This window comes from Pantoea sp. Cr_R13 (assembly GCF_029222565.1).
Classification (GTDB): domain Bacteria; phylum Pseudomonadota; class Gammaproteobacteria; order Enterobacterales; family Enterobacteriaceae; genus Pantoea; species Pantoea eucalypti.
The window spans coordinates 42,368-61,384 of record NZ_JARHXL010000019.1; the positions used below are offsets into that span (position 1 = coordinate 42,368).

A 19,017-nucleotide genomic window follows, 5' to 3' on the forward strand; every position below is an offset into this window, starting at 1 on the left:
TTTTCACCATCGCTTTTTGCATTCTTACTCAGACCATCTTAAATACGATTATTCACGAAACAGTGCTTCAATGCTGAGGCCCTGCGCCTGCAGGATTTCGCGCAGACGGCGCAAACCTTCAACCTGAATCTGGCGTACACGCTCGCGGGTTAAGCCGATTTCACGACCTACATCCTCAAGTGTTGCCGCTTCATAGCCCAACAGGCCGAAACGACGAGCCAGCACTTCACGCTGCTTGGCGTTCAGTTCGAACAGCCATTTGACGATGCTTTGTTTCATATCATCGTCCTGCGTGGTGTCTTCCGGGCCGTTGTCTTTTTCATCGGCCAGAATGTCCAGCAGCGCTTTTTCAGAATCACCGCCTAATGGCGTATCAACCGAGGTAATGCGTTCGTTAAGACGTAACATGCGGCTTACGTCATCAACCGGCTTATCCAGCTGTTCGGCGATCTCTTCCGCACTTGGCTCATGGTCGAGCTTGTGGGAAAGTTCACGCGCTGTACGCAGATAAACATTCAGTTCTTTTACAATGTGAATCGGCAGACGGATGGTACGGGTTTGATTCATGATCGCCCGTTCAATTGTCTGACGAATCCACCAGGTGGCGTACGTTGAGAAACGGAACCCGCGCTCCGGGTCAAATTTCTCTACGGCGCGAATCAGGCCGAGGTTACCTTCTTCAATCAGGTCCAGCAGAGCTAAACCACGATTGCTGTAACGACGGGCGATTTTCACCACCAGGCGTAAGTTACTTTCGATCATACGGCGACGGGAAGGGATATCACCCCGCAATGCACGGCGAGCGAAGAAGACTTCTTCCTCTGCCGTTAACAACGGAGAATAGCCAATCTCCCCGAGATAGAGCTGCGTCGCATCTAATACACGCTGCGTCGCACCCTGTGAAAGCAACTCTTCTTCCGCTACGTCGCTATCACTGGCTTCGTTTTCAACGAGTGCCTTCTCGTCAAAAATTTCAGCTCCGTTCTCATCGAATTCCGCGTTCTCATGTAACTCGTTTACTTTCAGCGTATTCTGGCTCATAAGCGGCTCCTACCCGTGATTCCAGGGCAGAACATACATCTGTTTTGTTCTGCCGGATTATCGCTGCGGCAAATAACGCAACGGGTTTACGGATTTCCCCTTGTAACGAATTTCAAAGTGTAATCTGACTGAACTGGTTCCGGTGCTACCCATGGTAGCGATTTTTTGCCCCGCCTTAACTTCCTGTTGTTCCCGAACCAGCATTGTATCGTTGTGGGCGTAGGCGCTCAGGTAATCATCATTGTGTTTGATGATGATTAAATTACCGTAACCCCGGAGTGCGTTACCTGCGTAAACCACTCGTCCTGAAGCAGTGGCGACAACAGATTGTCCGCGCGTCCCGGCGATATCGATACCTTTATTGCCACCTTCGGCGGCAGAGAAGTTATCGATAATCTTCCCGTCAGTCGGCCAGCGCCAGCTTCCGACCGGCGTTGAACTGTTAGTTGTACTGCTAACCGTTGGGGGTGCGGTAACTACTGGAGCTGTTGTCGTTGCAACATTTGCTCCTTTCGAAGGCAACAATTTGCTGCCACCCGAATTACCCGAATCATCAGAATACGTAATAACAGGTTGCTGTGCAACAACAGGCGATTTAATTTGTGGTGCCACAGGGACACCGCCCTGCGTTGCATCAGCAACGGTAATGGGATTGCCACCGGTAATCGGCTGACCCGACCCATTTCCAATCTGTAAAGTCTGGCCGACATTCAGGCTATAAGGCGCGGGAACGTTGTTGCGCTGGGCTAAGTCACGGAAATCATTGCCGGTAATCCAGGCAATATAAAACAACGTGTCGCCACGCTTAACGGTATATGTTTCACCGGAATAGCTACCCTTAGGAATATTCTGGTAACTGCGATTGTACACTATCCGGCCATTCTGCGTCTCAACATTACTGCTGGTACTAATCATTCCACCATTGCTGGGGGTAGATGATGAATTTCTGCTTAACATTTGTCCCTGAGACGGCGCGACTGGAATGCCACCTGAAACCTGGCCTCCTCCGGCCTGACTGTTCATCATGCCACCCTCATCGCCAACGCGACTGATAGGGGCCTGAGAATTGTCGCTGGAGCTGCAGCCTGCCAGCCAAAAACCTACCAGTGAAAGCGCCGCCAGACGGCGTAACTGAAAAAGTGTGCTTCCCGTGCTCATTAATCCCCCGTGATGGCAACTCTGATCTATCTGTTTCACTGTACCTGCCAGCAGAATGCTCTGCGCGGCGCAATAATTTCTGCATTTTTGTTGAATAAACTGGATAGTAACAACATCAGGTACGTGGTGCCATGAAACAGTTGTGAAGAAATACGAAGAGCGTCAGGCCAGATCGCCCTGTACCAGCGGAACAAAACGCACCGGCTCAATGATCTCCTCGATGACCTCTTCGCCCTGACGACGCAGCCGCTTGAGTACCTGCTGCTCTTCGCCAACCGGCAGCACCATAATGCCGCCTTCTGCCAGTTGTGCTATCAGCGCAATCGGAATTTCCGGTGGAGCTGCCGTGACAATAATGGCGTCGAACGGGCCCCGTGAAGGCCAGCCCTCCCAGCCATCGCCATGACGGGTAGAGACATTGTGCAGATCCAGCTGTTTCAGACGGCGTTTAGCCTGCCATTGCAGGCCTTTGATGCGTTCCACTGAATAAACATGGTCCACCAGATGGGCAAGAATCGCCGTCTGGTAACCAGAACCTGTGCCAATCTCCAGCACACGCGAATGCGGATTAAGCCCGAGCAGCGCGGTCATCCGCGCGACCATGTAAGGCTGTGATATCGTCTGACCGGAGCCGATAGGTAAGGCAACATTGTCCCAGGCTTTATGCTCAAACGCCTCGTCGATAAAGCGTTCGCGCGGCACCTCGCTAATGGCTTTCAGCAGGTTTTCATCATCAATGCCCTGCTGACGCAGTTGTGACAGCAATGTCTCAATACGCCGATTCACCATGCCAGGTTCACCTCAGCTTTTGCCAGCCAGTCGCTGAGCACGTTCTGCGCGCTGTGCGCCGTTAAATCAACATGCAGCGCGGTGACAGAAACGTAGCCCTGATCAACGGCAGCGAAATCTGTATCCGGGCCTGCATCGAGTTTTTCGCCCGGTGGACCTATCCAGTAGAGGGTATTGCCGCGTGGATCCTGTTGCGCGATCACCTGATCAGCCGGATGGCGACTGCCACAGCGCGTCACGCGGATACCTTTCAGCTCGGAGAGTGGCAGATCGGGGACATTGATATTGAGAATGCGGCCAGTGCGCAGGGGTTCATGCGTCAGCGCCCGGAGAAGCGCACAGGTTACTGCCGCTGCGGTCGCGTAGTGCTGATGGCCATTGAGCGACACAGCGATTGCAGGCAGGCCAAGATGCCGCCCTTCCATTGCTGCTGCTACCGTACCGGAATAGATCACATCATCGCCCAGATTGGGACCGGCATTAATGCCTGACACCACAATGTCAGGGCGTGGCTGCATCAGCGCATTCACCCCCAGATAGACGCAATCGGTCGGCGTTCCCATCTGAACCGCGATATCGCCGTTTTCATGGGTAAAGGTACGCAGAGGTGTTTCCAGCGTTAATGAGTTAGAGGCACCGCTTCGGTTACGATCGGGGGCAACAACCTGCACGTCAGCAATCTGCCGCAGGGCTTTCGCCAGAGTCTGAATACCCGGTGCATGAATGCCGTCATCGTTGCTGAGCAATATCCGCATTTCGTTCTGACCTTTTTTTATTCGACTGGTCGCCGTGACTGAACCTGTTTTAACGGCATGGCAACAGGTGAGGAATGGACAGCGATTTTTGCATTCTAACGAGGCGCGCAAGGAAGTGGTAGGCGTAAATCACACAGCGGTGGGGGTTTGCCGCAACATTACCCACACTGCGGGTAATGTTGCAGCGAAGATTACTCATCAATCTGATCGAGCGAGTCTGCGGAGGTCAGCAGCTCCCGGACCACGCTGGTCGCAAAGCTCCCCGCGGGCAGCCAGAATGACAATTCCAGCGTGACGTCATCCCACCAGCGCCACTGCATATCGCGTGGCACCACCAGCATGGCGCGGCGGGCTGCATCGACCTTCTCGCGTTCAATGAGGCTCAGCAGCAGCGTATCATTAGCCAGCGTCTGCTGTTCAAACGCCAGTGCATCAGCCTGCGGGCCAGCGTCCCCGCGTCCCGGCAACGGCGCGGTAATCCGCAGCTCATGGTGATCAACCCGCCGTTGTGAGTCGGCCAGTTCTTCAGGCTGGGCCACAAACCAGCTGCCTCGACCGGTCAGTTGCAATGCATCGCCGTTGAGCACCTGAGTCAGACTGCCCTGCTGCTGCAGACGTGCACTGGTCACCTGATTAAACAGCGCACTGCGCGCGGCAGAGAGCATCAGGCTGCGCTTGTTGCGGTCACGGACAATGATCTCATTGCGCGCCCACTTTTCTGCCATCACCAGATTATTGCCGCCGCGACCAAAACGCTGCTCACCAAAATAGTTGGGCGCGCCCGCATCGCGGATCTGCGCCAGACGCGCTTCAACTGCATCACGGTCGCTGATCTGACGGATGACCAGCCGGAACGCATTTCCCGCCAGTGCGCCGATGCGCAGCTTACGTTTGTGGCGCACCGCCTGCAGAATCTCGACCCCTTCCAGCGTAAAACCGCGCAGGTCGGGCATCGCATTACCCGGCAGGCGAAAACAGAGGGTCTGTTCCGTCACCGCATGGCGATCTTTCATTCCGGCATAACTCATGTCGCGCGGATGAATACCCAGGTACTTAGCCAGCGCTTCTGCCACAAAACGGGTATTCGCACCTGTTTTACGGATCCGCACCAGAAGGTGCTCACCTTCACCATCCGCGCCATAGCCGAGATCTTCAACCACCACGAAATCTTCCGGATTGGCTTTGATCACGCCAGAGGCCACAGGGGTGCCGTGCAGGTAATTCAGACTCATTGGCTGTCAGCTTTCAGGACTAACGCGACCGCTTCACAGGCAATGCCTTCACCGCGCCCGGTAAAGCCGAGTTTCTCGGTGGTGGTCGCTTTGACGTTGACCGCATCCATATGGCAGCCCAGATCTTCTGCGATGTTGATGCGCATCTGTGGCACGTGCGGCAGCATTTTCGGAGCCTGAGCAATAATTGTGACGTCGACATTACCGATGCGATAGCCTTTGGCTTCGATACGACGCCAGGCCTCACGCAGCAGGCCGCGGCTGTCCGCCCCTTTAAAAGCCGGATCGGTGTCGGGGAATAACTTGCCGATGTCGCCCATCGCCACAGCGCCCAGCAGCGCATCAGTCAGCGCATGCAGCGCCACATCGCCATCCGAATGGGCGATAAAACCGTGTTCAAATGGGATCCGCACACCACCAATCACTAACGGACCCTCTCCGCCAAAGGCGTGAACGTCAAAACCGTGACCGATACGCATCATGCGCTCTCCTTTAATTGAATCTGACTCAGATAAAAAGCCGCCAGCGCCAGATCTTCTGGCCGGGTGACTTTGATGTTATCACTGCGTCCGCTGACCAGCAGCGGATGATAGCCGCAATACTCCAGCGCCGATGCTTCATCGGTGATGGTTGCGCCTTCTGTCAGCGCCCGCGTCAGGCAGGCAGTGAGCAGCGCATGCGGGAAAAATTGCGGCGTTAAGGCGTGCCAGAGATCGTCGCGTTCCACGGTATGGGCCACTGCGGCTTTGCCCGGCTCGCCCCGTTTCATGGTGTCACGCACTGGCGCAGCCAGAATTCCGCCCACGTGGCTCTGTTCACGCACGTTAAGCAGTTTCTGAAGATCGTCGGGATGCAGACAGGGACGCGCAGCATCATGGACCAGCACCCAGGCGGAACCCTGTGCGGCCTGTAATCCGGCCAGCACCGATTCAGCGCGGGTCTCGCCGCCTGTGACCCTGAGCACACGCGGATCGCGTGCCAGCGGCAGTGAAGCGAAGTGCTGGTCATCGGGACTGAGGGCGACAATCACCTGTCTGATGGCGGGATGGGAAAACAGACGTGCAATGCTGTGTTCCAGAAGGGTATGCTGACCAATCGTCAGATACTGCTTCGGACAGGTTGCCTGCATGCGGCTGCCGATTCCGGCAGCGGGCACCACGGCAATCACATCCGCAAGGGAGGCCAGAGTGTTCATGTTTTATCGTTGTAGGTTTTGCGCTGATTGTTGCGCGTTACGTTTGTTCTGGTCAGGCACCAGACGATAGAAGGTCTCACCGGGCTTAATCATGCCCAGTTCATTGCGTGCACGCTCCTCGATCGCTTCCGAGCCGCCATTGAGATCGTCAATTTCGGCAAACAGCTGATCGTTTCGCGATTTAAGTTTGGCATTGTTTGCCTGTTGTACCGCGACATCATCATTGACGCGCGTATAGTCATGGATGCCATTTTTCCCCAGCCACAATGAATATTGCAGCCAGCCAAGCAGCACCAATAACAGTAACGTCAGTTTTCCCATCCCGCCCCCTAAAAACGGCCCAATCATCCCATAACTTTGCACAGGACTCCACACCAGCAGCGAAAATGGCGCGCTTTGCTGCGCCTCTGCGCAATCAGTACCGATTCTGACGGGAAAAGTTTTGTAACCTGCCGATGCGTTTGCACATCAGCACGGGCGCCGTTAAGGCTTACCAGCCGGAGAGAAAGGAGAACATTAACCAGAAGAGAGTCACTACCATAATGACTGTGGCGAGGGCGGCCCAAATCCAGTGTCCGCTCAGCAGCGTATTCAGTGCGATGCCCGTGACCACGGCAACCGGCAGCAGCGCCAGAAAGAATGGCCATGTATAGAGAAAGAAGAACAGCGTGTTAGAGCCGAACAGCAGGAAAGGAAGCGCCAGCGCACACCAGTAAGCGAGTAAGCCGATAACGCCACCCGGCAGCAATGAGCGTGGCTCATCCTGGGAGGAGTCATCTTTACGAGCGAGCATGGGTGTGATGTTCTGCATAGGCATCCTGTTGTTGCGAGGGCGGCAAACCCGAAGCGATTTGCCGCTGTCTCTTCAGGATCTGATGATATCGCGGTCGCGCAGCACGTCTAACAATTGGGCGGCCAGTTTTGTAACCAATTGTTCGCCATCCAGCTGGATTTCCGGGCTATCGGGCGCTTCATAGACGCTGTCGATACCGGTGAAATTACGCAGTTCACCGGCGCGTGCTTTGCGGTATAACCCTTTTGGATCGCGTGCTTCACACACCGCCAGCGGCGTATCGACAAACACTTCGATAAACTTACCCGGCTCCAGCAGGTCGCGCACCATCTGGCGCTCGGCGCGATGCGGTGAAATAAAGGCAGTAAGCACCACGAGTCCGGCATCCACCATCAGTTTCGCCACTTCGCCGACCCGACGGATATTCTCCTTGCGGTCATCGTTGCTGAAGCCGAGGTCACGACAGAGGCCGTGACGCACATTGTCACCATCCAGTAGATAGGTGCTGACGCCAATACGGTGCAGCGCCTGCTCCAGCGCGCCTGCGACCGTGGATTTCCCCGAGCCCGAAAGCCCGGTGAACCACAGCACCACGCCCTGATGGCCATGCTGCTGTTCGCGTGAAGCACGAGTTACCGGATGGTCATGCCACACCACGTTATCATCGTGCTGAGCCATTATTGACCGCCCAGCAGGTCGCGCGCGTTCCAGTGTGGGAAGTGACGGCGCACCAGTGCATTCAGTTCCAGCTCAAACGCGCTGAACTCGCCGGTATTAACCGGGGCGTCATGGTTTGGCTGATGGATCATGCCGGCACCCACGGTCACGTTGGTCAGTCGATCGATAAAGATCATGCCGCCGGTCACCGGATTCTGCTGATAGCTGTCGAGCACCATCGGTTCGTCAAAGGTTAACTCAATGCGACCAATACCGTTCAGCGGCAGCGCATCGACCTGACGCGTCTCCAGCGAGTTAATCTCCACCTGATGCAGGACTTTCTCTACCCGGCCACGGGTTTTCTTACCGGCGATTTTCAGATCATAGCTCTGACCCGCCTGCAGAGGCTGCTCTGCCATCCAGACCACGTCAACGCTGGCAGACTGAACCGCAGCCAGCGTTTCGCTGGCATCAACCAGCAGATCGCCGCGACTGATATCAATCTCATCCTGCAGCACCAGGGTGAGCGCTTCACCAGCGCCCGCTTCCTGCAGATCGCCATCAAAGGTCACTATGCGGGCAATGGTCGACTCTACGCCAGACGGCAGCACTTTAACGCGCTGGCCCACCTGCACGCTGCCTGACGCCAGGGTACCGGCATAGCCACGGAAATCCAGGTTAGGACGGTTAACATACTGCACCGGGAAACGCATCGGCTGGTGATCCACCACGCGGTTCAGTTCCACTGTTTCCAGGACATCCAGCAGCGTCGGGCCGCTGTACCATGGCATGGTCTGACTGGCGGATGCTACGTTATCCCCTTCCAGCGCCGACATCGGCACAAAGCGGATATCGAGGTCATCCGGTAACTGGCCTGCAAAGTCCAGGTAATCCTGTTTGATCTGCTCGTAGCGCGCCTGATCGTACTCAACCAGATCCATCTTATTAATCGCCACCACCAGATGTTTGATCCCCAGCAGCGTCGAAATAAAGCTGTGACGGCGGGTCTGATCCAGTACGCCTTTACGGGCATCGATCAGCAGAATCGCCAGGTCACAGGTTGATGCACCGGTCGCCATATTGCGGGTGTACTGCTCATGGCCCGGCGTATCGGCGATGATAAATTTACGCTTTTCAGTCGAGAAATAGCGGTAGGCTACATCAATAGTAATGCCCTGCTCACGCTCAGCCTGCAGACCATCCACCAGCAGCGCCAGATCGAGTTTCTCGCCCTGGGTGCCATGACGTTTGCTGTCGTTATGCAGCGATGAAAGCTGATCTTCATAGATCTGACGGGTGTCATGCAGCAGACGCCCAATCAGGGTACTTTTTCCGTCGTCAACGCTGCCGCAGGTCAGAAAACGCAGCAGGCTCTTATGCTGTTGCGCGGTCAGCCAGGCTTCAACGCCGCCCTGGTCGGCAATCTGTTGTGCAATTACGGTATTCATCTGGCGTCTCCTTAGAAATAACCCTGACGTTTTTTCAGTTCCATCGAACCGGACTGATCGCGGTCGATCATACGGCCCTGACGCTCACTGGTTGTAGAGACCAGCATCTCTTCGATGATCTCAGGCAGCGTCTGCGCTTCGGACTCTACCGCGCCGGTCAGCGGCCAGCAGCCGAGCGTGCGGAAGCGAACCATCCGTTGGGTGATCTCTTCACCCGGCTGCAGGTTGATGCGATCGTCATCGATCATCATCAGCATGCCATCACGCTCCAGCACCGGACGCGGCGCGGCGAGGTAGAGCGGCACGATCTCGATGTTTTCCAGGAAGATGTACTGCCAGATATCCAGTTCAGTCCAGTTCGACAGCGGGAAGACGCGGATGCTCTCGCCCTTGTTGATCTGGCCGTTGTAGTTGTGCCACAGCTCAGGACGCTGGTTTTTCGGGTCCCAGCGATGGAAGCGGTCGCGGAAAGAGTAGATACGCTCTTTGGCGCGAGACTTCTCTTCATCACGGCGTGCGCCGCCAAAGGCCGCATCAAAACCATATTTATTCAGCGCCTGCTTCAGCCCTTCGGTTTTCATGATGTCAGTGTGTTTGGCACTGCCGTGGACAAACGGGTTAATCCCCATCGCCACGCCTTCCGGGTTGCGGTGAACCAGCAACTCTGCGCCCATCGCTTTCACGGTGCGGTCGCGAAACTCGTACATTTCACGGAATTTCCAGCCGGTATCTACATGCAGCAACGGGAACGGCAGCGTGCCAGGATAAAAGGCTTTACGCGCCAGATGCAGCATTACCGAGGAGTCTTTACCGATGGAGTACATCATCACCGGATTGCTGAACTCGGCTGCGACTTCGCGAATGATGTGGATACTCTCCGCCTCCAGCTGACGCAGATGAGTGAGTCGTTTTTGGTCCATGATTTTCCCTCAAGCCAGATTGACAACGGCGGACTCGCGAGCCCCCTGCTGTGCCGAATGTTTAAACCAGGCGAGTTGCCCGTGCAGATTAACCACCTCTCCGATCACCAGTAGCGCCGGAGTAGGTGCCGAGGCGGCCAGCGCCTCAAGTTGTTCTAAGGTGCCGGTCAGCACCTGTTGATCCTGACGGGTGCCGCGACTGATCACCGCCACCGGCGTTGATGGCGCGCGACCGTGCTGAATCAGCGCCGCGCTGATGGCAGCCGCTTTAACCGTTCCCATGTAGATCGCCAGCGTCTGACGCGCACGCGCCAGTGATGGCCAGTCAATGTCATCCCCATCGGGACGGCAGTGACCCGTAATAAACATTACGCTCTGCGCGTAATCGCGGTGGGTCAGCGGAATACCGGCATAGGCCGTCGCACCGGCAGCCGCGGTAACGCCCGGCACCACCTGGAACGGAATGCCCGCCTGCTGAGCCGCCTGCAGCTCTTCGCCGCCACGGCCAAAGATAAAGGGATCCCCGCCCTTGAGGCGGACGACGCGCTTACCTTTCAGCGCCAGTGAAACCAGCAACTGATTGATCTCTTCCTGCGGTAACGTATGCGCGCTGGCCCGTTTGCCGACGCAGATGCGGTCGGCGTCGCGGCGCACCAGGTCCAGCACCTCTTCACTGACCAGATGGTCGTAAAGCACCACATCCGCTAACTGCATAACCTGCAGGCCACGCAGCGTCAGCAGGCCGCTGTCGCCCGGTCCGGCACCCACCAGGAAAATCTCGCCCTGACGGGTTGGCTCTTCCTGCAGTTCACGGTCTAGCGTACGTTTCGCCTCTTCGACGTTACCGGCTGACATCTCACTGGCGAACCGGCCATCAAAAGCGCGTTCCCAGAAGCGTCGGCGATCAGACATGCGGCTGAAGCGCGCTTTAACTTTATCGCGCCAGAGCCCGGCTACCTCAGCCATCTGGCCGAGACTGGCAGGCAACAGCGTTTCGATTTTTTCGCGCAGCATACGTGCCAGCACCGGTGCCGTGCCGCTGGAGGAGATCGCCACCACCAGAGGTGAGCGGTCAACAATCGAGGGGAAGATAAAGGTGCATTTTGGCTGGTCATCAACCACGTTAACCAGCTTCTGCCGCGCGTTTGCAGCTTCAAAGACCTGGGTGTTGAGATGGTTGTCGTCGGTCGCGGCGATCACCAGGAAAACCCCATCCAGCTGAGCCGGGTCAAATTCAGTCGCCAGCCACTCCAGCTCCTGCTTTTCCAGCAGTGCCTGCAGTTCAGGGCAGAGTTCACGCGAGGCGATCAGAACGCGCGCACGCGCACGGCGCAGCAGTTCAATTTTTCGCGCCGCAATATCTCCACCGCCGACAACCAGAACCGGGCGGCCAGAGAGATCGGCAAAAAGAGGCAAATAGTCCACGTTAACCCTGATGTTTTAACTTTGTATTAACGCGACTATACGTCGCCGGGTTTATGCAGTTGAAATTACGAATTGGAATGAGTAGTTACCGAATGGAATAAAGACTTCGCAAAGCACAGAACAATTTGGTCTTAGCAGATGAAATATAATGGCTTTTTCGTGAACAGGTTCACAGATTCGCCTCCGTGCCTGCAACTGTAAAAGCAGATAAGTGCCACCAATAAACACACGTTACCCCATTACGTTAAGGCAGCCCCCTATTCCGTTAACCCGGTCGCAGAACAAAGAGGGTATAATGCGTGCGGCATGACTGACTCAGGTCCGCATGTTGAATGCCTATCGAATAATGAAAAAAGGACGCATTATGTTTTGTTCCCTCCGCCTGAGGGTAGCGACAGTTTTGTTTAGCGCACTCATTTCCCCGCTGGTTTTAGCCACGCCGACAGGTCAGTTTGCCGAACAGCAGGTCCGGCACATCGCCACTTATTTTCCTGGCCGCATGAGCGGCAGTCCAGCTGAGTTGATGGCCACGGACTATCTGCAGCAACAATTTACCGCGCTGGGTTATAAAACCGATACCCGCCAGTTCAACACGGGCTATAAATGGCAGGAAGATGACGGCACGCAGCGCTGGCATAAACTGACGGCAACCTCCGTCATTGCTGCGCGCGCAGGCAGCGTGCCACAGGAGATTCTGATCGTGGCGCACCTGGATACCTGGACGCCGCAAAACAGCAAGCAGGTCCATCACAATCTGGGCGGCTTACGCCTGCAGGGCGTTGATGACAATGCGTCAGGTCTTGGCGTGATGCTGGAGCTTGCGCAGCAACTGAGTCGCAAGCCGCTTCACTATGGCATTCGCTTTGTGGCGTTGAGCGCCGGAGAAGCGGATCTGCACGGCCTGGATGATTATGTTGAGCGAATGAGCACCCGTGAGAAGAAGAACACGCTGCTGGTCATCAATCTGAATAGCCTGATCACCGGCGATCATCTCTATTTCAACAGCGGCATGAACACGCCCCGGGCGGTGCGCAAACAGACCAGCGATCGCGCCCTGCTACTGGCACGTCAGCAAGGCATTCCCGCTGCCAGTCATCAGCTGAATCGCAAGGACTTCAATGGCCTGAATGCCTTTGACAAGGCAGGCTTTCCGCTGCTGAATGTGACTGCCAGTAACTGGACGCTGGGTAACAAAGATGGCGCACTACAGCGTCATCGTAGCCACCACTTTCCTGATGGCGTGACCCGTCATCAGACTGACCTGGATAATCTGAACTATCTCGACCGCTGGCTGCCGGACCAGATAGCCCTGCGCACCCGCGACAGCGTTCGCGTGCTGCTGCCGCTGATCAGCGAACTGACCAATCCCAAAGTGTGAGGATCTGACATGTATGTGGTCTTTCTGAGTTACATTCGTCCGATAGAAGAGGTTGAGGCGCTGCTGGCAGGCCATATTGAATGGCTTGACCGCTATTTTGAGGCAGGCAGTTTTATTGCCGCAGGACGTAAAGATCCACGCACAGGTGGCATGCTGCTGGTCAGGGAGATGGAGCGTGAAGCGCTGGATGCGATCTTAGCGGAAGATCCGTTTGTGGCGGTGGCAGAGTATGAGGTGACGAAAGTGAATGTGACCCGTGCAGCGGAGGCGTTTGCCGGATTAAAAGGCGTTTAACTTTACCCCTGACGGTCACGAAGCGGTCACGAAGCACTTCTCTCCCTGATTTCAGGGAGAGAAGCACGGTATTACCCTTCGTGCAGACCACACTCGCGCTTGAGACCGAAGAAGCGTGTCTCTTCTTCTGCCATACCTGGCTCCCACTTGCGGGTGGTGTGGGTATCGCCCACCGAAAGATAGCCTTCGTCCCACAACGGATGGTACTTAAGCTTGTGCTGCTCCAGATACTGATGAATCTGGCGGTTATCCCAGTCGATAATCGGCAGCAGCTTAAAGACGCCACGCTGTACACCCAGCACCGGCAGATTCGCCCGGCTGCCTGACTGGTCGCGGCGGAGGCCAGCAAACCAGGTCTGCGCGCCCAGGGTTTCGATGGCGCGGTTCATCGGCTCGACTTTGTTAATCTCGTTATATTTCTCAATCCCCTCGACGCCCTGCTCCCACAGTTTGCCGTAACGCGCTTCCTGCCAGGCCGGTGAGGTCTCGGCGCGAAACACTTTGAGGTTGAGGTTGAGCTGGTCCGCCAGCTCATCAATAAAACGATAGGTCTCCGGGAACAGATAGCCGGTGTCGGTCAGGATCACCGGAATATCAGGCTGCTGGCGCGTCACCAGGTGTAGCGACACTGCGGCCTGAATACCGAAGCTGGAGGAGAGCACATAAGCACCCGGCAGATTCTCCAGCGCCCAGCTGACCCGCTCTTCCGCTGAAGACTTCTCCAGCTGCGCATTGGTCGCGGCCAGCGCCATAGCACGCTGGACTTTGGACATCTCATTCAGTGCTGCGAGGTCGGGCTGACTCATTTTGCTTCCTCCCAAAAATCGCGTGCCGGGTCCAGCACCGGCGCAACAATGCCCGCGCGGATGGTGAAGTCACCAAAGCCTTCTGCGGCCTGGCGCTCGGTGGCCCAGCGTCCCACCAGCTCATCAATCGTGGCGAGAATTTCGCTTTCGTTAATGTTTTCACGGTACATACGGGGAATACGCGTTCCGCTGCGATTTCCGCCCAGATGCAGGTTGTAGCGGCCTGGCGCTTTACCCACCAGACCCAGCTCAGCCAGCATGGCACGGCCGCAACCGTTCGGACAACCGGTAACGCGTAACACTATGTGCTCATCGCCGACGCCATGCGCGTGCATGATGCCTTCTACTTTGGTCACAAACGCTGGCAGGAAACGTTCGGCTTCTGCCATCGCCAGCGGACAGGTCGGGAACGCGACGCAGGCCATCGAGTTTTCGCGCTGAGGCGTAACCTGATCCATCAGACCATGCTCACGGGCGATCGCTTCGATCTGCGCTTTCTCACTTTCCGGCACGCCTGCCACAATCAGATTCTGGTTGGCGGTCAGACGGAAATCACCCTGATGAATTTTCGCAATTTCAGCGATGCCGCTTTTCAGCGGTCGGCCCGGATAATCGAGCAGACGGCCATTTTCAATAAACAGCGTCAGGTGCCATTTGTTGTCAATGCCTTTGATCCAGCCAATACGATCGCCACGGGTGGTGAACTCATACGGACGGATCGGCTCAAACGTCACACCAGCACGTTTTTCAACTTCCGCTTTAAAGGTCTCGACGCCAACGCGTTCCAGGGTGTACTTGGTTTTGGCGTTTTTACGATCGGTACGGTTGCCCCAGTCGCGCTGAGTCGTCACAACCGCCTCGGCCACATCAAGGATCTTCTCTACCGGGAAGTACCCAAACTCGCTGGCGGTGCGCGCGTAAGTCGCTTTGTTACCGTGCTCGATCGACAGGCCGCCGCCCACCAGCAGGTTGAAGCCCACCAGCTTGCCATTCTCAGCGACCGCAACAAAGTTCAGATCGTTGGCGTGCAGATCCACATCGTTGTGCGGCGGAATCACTACTGTGGTTTTGAATTTACGCGGCAGATAGGTTTCACCGAGAATCGGCTCTTCATCCGTGGTTGCGACTTTTTCTTTATCCCACCAGATCTCTGCATAGGCACGGGTGCGCGGCAGCAGATGCTCAGAGAGCTTCTTCGCCCACTCATAGGCTTCCTGATGCAGCTCAGACTCTACCGGGTTCGAGGTACAGAGCACGTTACGGTTTACGTCGTTGGCGGTCGCCAGCGCATCCAGTCCCACTTCATGCAGCATCTGATGCGTTGGCTTGACGTTCTTCTTCAGAATGCCGTGAAACTGGAAGGTCTGACGGTTGGTCAGACGGATGCTGCCGTAGAGGGTTTTATCGGTAGCAAATTTGTCGATGGCCAGCCACTGAGTCGGCGTAATGATGCCGCCCGGCAGTCGGCAGCGCAGCATCATTGCGTGACGCGGTTCCAGCTTCTGCTCGGCACGTTCGGCGCGGATGTCGCGGTCATCCTGCTGGTACATGCCGTGAAAGCGGATCAGCAGGAAGTTGTCGCCGGTGAAACCGCCGGTCAGACCCTCTTCCAGATCTTCTTTGATGGTGCCGCGCAGATAGTTGCTCTGCTTCTTCAGACGCTCAGCGTCTGTTAATTTGCCTTCGACAACCAGCGGTCCAGGGTGTTTATCGCTCATTAGTAAACGTCTCGCTGATAACGGCGCTCAATGCGCAGCTCACTTAAAAATTCGTCGGCCGTTTCACGATCCATTCCGCCGTGTTCGACCACCACATCCAGCAGTGCCTGCTCGACGTCTTTTGCCATACGGTTCGCATCGCCACAGACATAAAGATGCGCGCCCTCTTCAATCCAGCGCCAGACTTCGGCCCCTTTCGCACGGATCTTATCCTGTACGTAAATCTTCTCTGCCTGATCGCGTGACCAGGCGAGGTCGATATTCGTCAGCAGGCCATCCTTCACATATTTCTGCCACTCCACCTGGTAGAGGAAATCGTCGGTGAAGTGCGGATTACCAAAGAATAGCCAGTTTTTACCGCTGGCACCGTCGTTGTCGCGCTGCTGCATAAAGGCGCGGAACGGCGCGATGCCGGTGCCCGGACCAATCATAATAACAGGCGCGTCCGGATTAGCCGGCAGGCGGAAATTGTCGTTGTGTTCGATGAAGACCCGGACCTCGCCCTCTTCTTCGATGCGATCGGCCAGCCAGGTCGAAGCGCCGCCACCGCGCTGGCGACCTTCAATATCAAAGCGCACCGCACCTACGGTGATGTGTACTTCGGACTCGGTTTCGGCCTGCGAGGAGGCAATGGAGTAGAGTCGCGGCGTCAGCGGTCGCAGCAGGCCGGTCAGCTGTTCTGCGGTGAGTTCAGCCGGGGCCAGACGCACCATATCCACAATCGGATAGTGCTGCGCATACTGCTGCAGCCTGGCTTTATCATCCACCAGCGACAGCAGCTCGGCGTTGCGGGACAGCTGGGCATACTGCGCCACGATCTGCGCAGTATTCACCGTCAGCTCGAAATGCTTCTGCAGCGCCTCAGCCAGCGGCAGGGTCTTGCCCTGAACCTCAACTGTCTCATCTCCTTTCAGCCAGACCAGCTCCAGCAGCTCGCTGACCAGCGCCGCGTCATTTTCATACCAGACGCCCAGCGCATCGCCAGGCTGGTAGCGGAGACCCGAGTCGCCCAGATCGATTTCGATATGGCGCACATCTTTGTCTGAGTCACGTCCGGTAATTTTCTGATTTACCGCCAGACTGGCGCTGAGCGGAGACTCTTTGCTGTAGGGACTGGTGGTGACTTCGTTGACGCTGCCTGCCGCTGTCGCCGCAGCCTGCGCCGGGGATTCGGTTGGCACGCGCTTTTTCAGAATCTCCGTCAGCGCACTGCGCCAGGCGGAAGCCTGCTCAGCATACTCAACATCTGCATCGACGCGCTCCAGCAGACGCTCGCCACCCAGCTCTGCCAGACGGTTGTCAAAATCTTTGCCCGCCTGACTGAAAAATTCATACGAGGTGTCGCCCAGGCCAAACACCGCAAAGGCTGCACCGGCCATTTTCGGTGCCTTTTTCGACATCAGGAATTTATGCAGTGCCACCGCCTCTTCCGGCGGCTCACCTTCGCCCTGGGTGGAGGTCACCACCACCAGCATTTTTTCCTGGCCAATCTGCTTGAACTTGTAATCACCGGCGTTCACCAGGTTTACGTTGAGCTTCGCGTCCAGGAGGTCGTCACGCAACTGCTCAGCCAGACGACGGGCATTGCCAGTCTGGGAGGCCGAAAGCAGCGTAATGGCGGGCACATCTACCGGAGCGGGTGTACTGCTTGCGACGGCGCTACCCGGCGTCTGTTCTACCCGACCCCAGAAATAGCCGGACAACCACGCCAGTTGAGTCGGGGAATAATCTGTCGTCGCCGCCTGTAAGCGGGCGAGTTGTTCCGGTGAGAGCGGAAGCATAGAACCAGGTGCCTGAGTCGTCATCGCGTTAAAAATTCCAGTATCAGAAGTCCGGACCGTAAATGGCGGAAGAGTGCGTAGGTTACCGGTCTGTATATTAACGATTAAATACACCTTCGACATATCAAATAACCAAAATGACTAAAGGGTTTTCCAGGTAGACATAATCGTTAAAAGTGGTAAGCAAAGCGGTGATATATCAGTTGATTAGCTTGTTAACGGGAATTAACGCAGCAAGAAACCTATCGGTTTGTGCGGTGCGGGTGCGAAAAAAGCCGTAATCAGGTAGAATTCAGCGGTTTTTTAATGTCTGAGAACCACTATGTCTACCACCTTGTTTAAAGAGTTCCAGTTCGAAGCCGCGCACCATCTACCGAATGTGCCGGCCGGACACAAATGTGGCCGTCTGCACGGTCATTCGTTCCTGGTTCGTCTGGAGATTACCGGCGAAGTGGATGCGCATACCGGCTGGGTTATGGATTTTGCTGAACTGAAGGCGGCGTTTAAACCCCTCTATAATCGGCTGGATCACTACTATCTGAATGATATTCCTGGCCTGGAAAATCCCACCAGCGAAGTGCTGGCGAAATGGATCTGGGATCAGATGAAGCCACAACTGCCGCTGTTAAGCGCGGTGATGATCAAAGAAACCTGCACTGCAGGCTGCGTTTACCGCGGCTAAGCCTGTCGGATCGAACCCTTCGATCCGACGCTATTTCCTCTCCGTCCCGCCCTTCACGCTCGTTTCCCCGCGATTAACCACGCAATACGCTTAATCAGGCAATATTCAGGTATTTATGGGTCTGCATCGACAGACGCCAGTTACGTGCAATGCAGGTCTCGATGCAGAGTCGGGTAGCATCATCTTTGCGGCTGATCGGCTGTAACGCGATGATTCGGGCTTTAGTGTCGTCTATACCAGCCAGCAGCAGATCCAGCGCGTCCACATCACGCTCGCGCGCCACCGGATGCTTGATTTCATCGGCCCGGCTCAGCGCCTGAGGCAGCACATCATAACCGCCGCGCATGTTGACTTTCGGGGAGACGGTCACCCAGGTCTGTTCGGAACAGTGAATCTCGTGCGTTCCGCTGGTCTCAATCTGGCACTGGAAACCGTGCTGTTCCAGCGCAGTCGTTAACGGACGCAGATCATAAATCGCCGGTTCGCCGCCGGTAATCACCACGTGCCGGGCCGTCCAGCCCTGCTGTGCAATGGCATTCACCAGTGTCGCCGCGTCGGCGTCACCCCATGCATCGCTTTCCACTGTCTTGATCAAAATATCGCCCAGCGACGTTTCCCGATCTGTCCGCTTTTCCCAGGTGTGTTTGGTATCGCACCAGCTACAGCCCACCGGGCATCCCTGTAAGCGAATGAAAATGGCAGGCACGCCGGTGTAATAACCTTCGCCCTGCAGTGTCTGGAACATTTCATTGATCGGGTATTGCATTACGGACTCGCTTGAAAAAAACAGGGCGCTGATTATGGCAGATTTGCCGCGCAGCTCAATCACGCGTTGTGCCTTTTATCCGCGCAGGACTAAAGCAAAACGTCGCAAGGGAGGGACGTCAGACGGTTAACAGGCTCAAAACGTGGCTGACGGGGATGCTACTTTTATACCTTTGCGAT

Annotated in this window: 20 protein-coding genes; 3 read left to right on the plus strand and 17 right to left on the minus strand. The window is 56.1% G+C overall.

Annotated features, from left to right (window positions below; all coding sequences use genetic code 11):
• Positions 1-48 precede the first annotated feature (48 nt).
• The 13 genes from rpoS to cysG all read right to left on the minus strand — a co-directional run bounded on the left by rpoS (position 49) and on the right by cysG (position 11,413).
• A complete protein-coding gene (gene rpoS, locus P2R09_RS19735; protein WP_003849090.1) occupies positions 49-1,041 on the minus strand; it encodes an RNA polymerase sigma factor RpoS in 993 nt (330 codons plus the stop codon).
• A gap of 57 nt (positions 1,042-1,098) precedes the next feature.
• Positions 1,099-2,199 (minus strand): murein hydrolase activator NlpD, encoded by a 1,101-nt coding sequence (gene nlpD, locus P2R09_RS19740; protein ID WP_275772212.1) that lies wholly within the window; start codon positions 2,197-2,199, stop codon positions 1,099-1,101.
• 162 nt (positions 2,200-2,361) lie between these two features.
• The gene (locus P2R09_RS19745; protein WP_003849097.1) at positions 2,362-2,988 is read right to left on the minus strand and encodes a protein-L-isoaspartate(D-aspartate) O-methyltransferase; all 627 of its coding nucleotides are present in this window, start codon (positions 2,986-2,988) and stop codon (positions 2,362-2,364) included.
• Positions 2,982-3,743 carry a 5'/3'-nucleotidase SurE gene (surE, locus tag P2R09_RS19750; protein ID WP_003849099.1) on the minus strand — a complete coding sequence of 254 codons (762 nt, stop codon included), beginning with the start codon at positions 3,741-3,743 and terminating at the stop codon, positions 2,982-2,984. Before surE ends, P2R09_RS19745 begins: the two co-directional genes overlap by 7 nt.
• Before the next feature lie 191 nt (positions 3,744-3,934).
• A complete protein-coding gene (truD, locus tag P2R09_RS19755) occupies positions 3,935-4,975 on the minus strand; it encodes a tRNA pseudouridine(13) synthase TruD (protein WP_275772215.1) in 1,041 nt (346 codons plus the stop codon).
• Complete coding sequence (ispF, locus tag P2R09_RS19760) at positions 4,972-5,454, minus strand: 2-C-methyl-D-erythritol 2,4-cyclodiphosphate synthase (protein ID WP_008927107.1); 483 nt, start codon at positions 5,452-5,454, stop codon at positions 4,972-4,974. Before ispF ends, truD begins: the two co-directional genes overlap by 4 nt.
• A complete protein-coding gene (gene ispD, locus P2R09_RS19765) occupies positions 5,454-6,170 on the minus strand; it encodes a 2-C-methyl-D-erythritol 4-phosphate cytidylyltransferase (protein ID WP_003849105.1) in 717 nt (238 codons plus the stop codon). The genes ispF and ispD overlap by 1 nt, the downstream gene beginning before the upstream one ends.
• 3 nt (positions 6,171-6,173) lie before the next feature.
• A complete protein-coding gene (ftsB, locus tag P2R09_RS19770; protein ID WP_003849108.1) occupies positions 6,174-6,491 on the minus strand; it encodes a cell division protein FtsB in 318 nt (105 codons plus the stop codon).
• A 169-nt stretch (positions 6,492-6,660) separates the two neighbouring features.
• Positions 6,661-6,981 carry a DUF3561 family protein gene (locus P2R09_RS19775; protein ID WP_003849111.1) on the minus strand — a complete coding sequence of 107 codons (321 nt, stop codon included), beginning with the start codon at positions 6,979-6,981 and terminating at the stop codon, positions 6,661-6,663.
• 54 nt (positions 6,982-7,035) lie between these two features.
• Positions 7,036-7,641: an adenylyl-sulfate kinase gene (cysC, locus tag P2R09_RS19780; protein ID WP_275772217.1), complete on the minus strand. Its 606-nt coding sequence runs from the start codon at positions 7,639-7,641 to the stop codon at positions 7,036-7,038.
• On the minus strand, positions 7,641-9,068 hold the full coding sequence (cysN, locus tag P2R09_RS19785) for a sulfate adenylyltransferase subunit CysN (protein ID WP_275772219.1): 1,428 nt from the start codon (positions 9,066-9,068) through the stop codon (positions 7,641-7,643). The genes cysC and cysN overlap by 1 nt, the downstream gene beginning before the upstream one ends.
• Positions 9,069-9,079: 11 nt before the next feature.
• The gene (cysD, locus tag P2R09_RS19790) at positions 9,080-9,988 is read right to left on the minus strand and encodes a sulfate adenylyltransferase subunit CysD (RefSeq protein ID WP_033733611.1); all 909 of its coding nucleotides are present in this window, start codon (positions 9,986-9,988) and stop codon (positions 9,080-9,082) included.
• 9 nt (positions 9,989-9,997) lie between these two features.
• Positions 9,998-11,413: a siroheme synthase CysG gene (cysG, locus tag P2R09_RS19795; RefSeq protein WP_105099862.1), complete on the minus strand. Its 1,416-nt coding sequence runs from the start codon at positions 11,411-11,413 to the stop codon at positions 9,998-10,000.
• A 364-nt stretch (positions 11,414-11,777) separates the two neighbouring features.
• Between cysG and P2R09_RS19800 the strand changes: the two genes are divergently transcribed.
• Together P2R09_RS19800 and P2R09_RS19805 are read left to right on the plus strand one after the other, a co-directional pair.
• Positions 11,778-12,791 carry an aminopeptidase gene (locus P2R09_RS19800; protein ID WP_275772223.1) on the plus strand — a complete coding sequence of 338 codons (1,014 nt, stop codon included), beginning with the start codon at positions 11,778-11,780 and terminating at the stop codon, positions 12,789-12,791.
• Between the two features lie 9 nt (positions 12,792-12,800).
• Positions 12,801-13,085, plus strand: coding sequence for a YciI family protein (locus P2R09_RS19805; RefSeq protein WP_275772224.1), 285 nt, complete (start codon positions 12,801-12,803; stop codon positions 13,083-13,085).
• 71 nt (positions 13,086-13,156) lie between these two features.
• Here the strand turns inward: P2R09_RS19805 and P2R09_RS19810 are convergent, their stop codons facing one another.
• Genes P2R09_RS19810 through cysJ form a run of 3 tightly spaced genes read right to left on the minus strand, consistent with a single transcriptional unit; the run spans position 13,157 to position 17,414 of the window.
• Positions 13,157-13,891: a phosphoadenylyl-sulfate reductase gene (locus tag P2R09_RS19810; RefSeq protein WP_004571209.1), complete on the minus strand. Its 735-nt coding sequence runs from the start codon at positions 13,889-13,891 to the stop codon at positions 13,157-13,159.
• Complete coding sequence (cysI, locus tag P2R09_RS19815; protein WP_275772227.1) at positions 13,888-15,609, minus strand: assimilatory sulfite reductase (NADPH) hemoprotein subunit; 1,722 nt, start codon at positions 15,607-15,609, stop codon at positions 13,888-13,890. The genes P2R09_RS19810 and cysI overlap by 4 nt, the downstream gene beginning before the upstream one ends.
• Positions 15,609-17,414: an NADPH-dependent assimilatory sulfite reductase flavoprotein subunit gene (gene cysJ / locus P2R09_RS19820; protein WP_275772229.1), complete on the minus strand. Its 1,806-nt coding sequence runs from the start codon at positions 17,412-17,414 to the stop codon at positions 15,609-15,611. The genes cysI and cysJ overlap by 1 nt, the downstream gene beginning before the upstream one ends.
• Before the next feature lie 298 nt (positions 17,415-17,712).
• Here cysJ and queD point away from each other — a divergent pair, with 298 nt between their 5' ends.
• The gene (gene queD, locus P2R09_RS19825; RefSeq protein WP_013358878.1) at positions 17,713-18,072 is read left to right on the plus strand and encodes a 6-carboxytetrahydropterin synthase QueD; all 360 of its coding nucleotides are present in this window, start codon (positions 17,713-17,715) and stop codon (positions 18,070-18,072) included.
• Positions 18,073-18,166: 94 nt separating this feature from the next.
• Here queD and queE read toward each other — a convergent pair whose 3' ends face one another.
• Positions 18,167-18,838: a 7-carboxy-7-deazaguanine synthase QueE gene (gene queE / locus P2R09_RS19830; protein WP_033761597.1), complete on the minus strand. Its 672-nt coding sequence runs from the start codon at positions 18,836-18,838 to the stop codon at positions 18,167-18,169.
• Between the last annotated feature and the right edge of the window lie 179 nt (positions 18,839-19,017).

Coding starts and splice junctions, on each gene's coding strand:
- rpoS (WP_003849090.1), bottom strand. CDS start 1,041: ATGAGCCAGAATACGCTGAAAGTAAACGAGTTACATGAGAACGCGGAA.
- nlpD (WP_275772212.1), bottom strand. CDS start 2,199: ATGAGCACGGGAAGCACACTTTTTCAGTTACGCCGTCTGGCGGCGCTT.
- P2R09_RS19745 (WP_003849097.1), bottom strand. CDS start 2,988: ATGGTGAATCGGCGTATTGAGACATTGCTGTCACAACTGCGTCAGCAG.
- surE (WP_003849099.1), bottom strand. CDS start 3,743: ATGCGGATATTGCTCAGCAACGATGACGGCATTCATGCACCGGGTATT.
- truD (WP_275772215.1), bottom strand. CDS start 4,975: ATGAGTCTGAATTACCTGCACGGCACCCCTGTGGCCTCTGGCGTGATC.
- ispF (WP_008927107.1), bottom strand. CDS start 5,454: ATGCGTATCGGTCACGGTTTTGACGTTCACGCCTTTGGCGGAGAGGGT.
- ispD (WP_003849105.1), bottom strand. CDS start 6,170: ATGAACACTCTGGCCTCCCTTGCGGATGTGATTGCCGTGGTGCCCGCT.
- ftsB (WP_003849108.1), bottom strand. CDS start 6,491: ATGGGAAAACTGACGTTACTGTTATTGGTGCTGCTTGGCTGGCTGCAA.
- P2R09_RS19775 (WP_003849111.1), bottom strand. CDS start 6,981: ATGCAGAACATCACACCCATGCTCGCTCGTAAAGATGACTCCTCCCAG.
- cysC (WP_275772217.1), bottom strand. CDS start 7,641: ATGGCTCAGCACGATGATAACGTGGTGTGGCATGACCATCCGGTAACT.
- cysN (WP_275772219.1), bottom strand. CDS start 9,068: ATGAATACCGTAATTGCACAACAGATTGCCGACCAGGGCGGCGTTGAA.
- cysD (WP_033733611.1), bottom strand. CDS start 9,988: ATGGACCAAAAACGACTCACTCATCTGCGTCAGCTGGAGGCGGAGAGT.
- P2R09_RS19800 (WP_275772223.1), top strand. CDS start 11,778: ATGTTTTGTTCCCTCCGCCTGAGGGTAGCGACAGTTTTGTTTAGCGCA.
- P2R09_RS19805 (WP_275772224.1), top strand. CDS start 12,801: ATGTATGTGGTCTTTCTGAGTTACATTCGTCCGATAGAAGAGGTTGAG.
- P2R09_RS19810 (WP_004571209.1), bottom strand. CDS start 13,891: ATGAGTCAGCCCGACCTCGCAGCACTGAATGAGATGTCCAAAGTCCAG.
- cysI (WP_275772227.1), bottom strand. CDS start 15,609: ATGAGCGATAAACACCCTGGACCGCTGGTTGTCGAAGGCAAATTAACA.
- cysJ (WP_275772229.1), bottom strand. CDS start 17,414: ATGACGACTCAGGCACCTGGTTCTATGCTTCCGCTCTCACCGGAACAA.
- queD (WP_013358878.1), top strand. CDS start 17,713: ATGTCTACCACCTTGTTTAAAGAGTTCCAGTTCGAAGCCGCGCACCAT.
- queE (WP_033761597.1), bottom strand. CDS start 18,838: ATGCAATACCCGATCAATGAAATGTTCCAGACACTGCAGGGCGAAGGT.